This window comes from Saccharospirillum alexandrii (assembly GCF_004000275.1).
Taxonomy (GTDB): Bacteria; Pseudomonadota; Gammaproteobacteria; order Pseudomonadales; family Natronospirillaceae; genus Saccharospirillum; species Saccharospirillum alexandrii.
Genome location: NZ_RCIP01000019.1, coordinates 1 through 587 on the forward strand (window position 1 = coordinate 1; position 587 = coordinate 587).

Sequence of the window (587 nt, forward strand, 5' to 3'; positions counted from 1 at the left end):
GACTGTCGCTCATAAAATCCATGGACCAACATCGATTAACGGTGACTGGCACGCTCAATGGCTCCGGATTTCGTGTCGGGAGTCGTTTCTTGCCCCGTCGTCGCTTGTTCAGGTTGAGTGCGCAATACAGCAGGTAGACCCGCTTGTGATTCCATTCGTGACCCCAGCGTCGCAGCACCTTGAACAGCTTGCTGAAGCCGTAGGCGGGATAGCGTTCAGTCGCGCTTTGAAGCGCTGCAATCACCGGTTCATCGCGGGAGCTATCCGGTCGATACCGGTACACAGAGTCACTGATGCCAGCGATTCGGCAGGCTCTGCGAATGCTGACGCCGTGAGCCTGCTTGAGGTAATCTACCAGTTCTCGTCGAACGGCTGGCCTTACAGCTTTTTTTCGATGACGTCCTTTAGGAGCTTATGGTCCAGGCTCAGCTCGGCGTACATCTGCTTCAGACGACGGTTTTCCTCCTCAAGCTCTTTGAGGCGCTTCACATCAGAGGCCTCCATACCACCGTATTTGGACTTCCAGTTGTAGTAGGTCGCATCGGAGATGCCGTACTCCCGACACACCTCCTTGACCAGTCTGCCAC

General features: G+C 55.4%; 1 pseudogene. It reads right to left on the bottom strand.

Annotation, left to right across the window (positions count from 1 at the left end):
* Positions 1–587, bottom strand: a pseudogene (locus EP166_RS21060) (transposase); the annotation flags it as partial.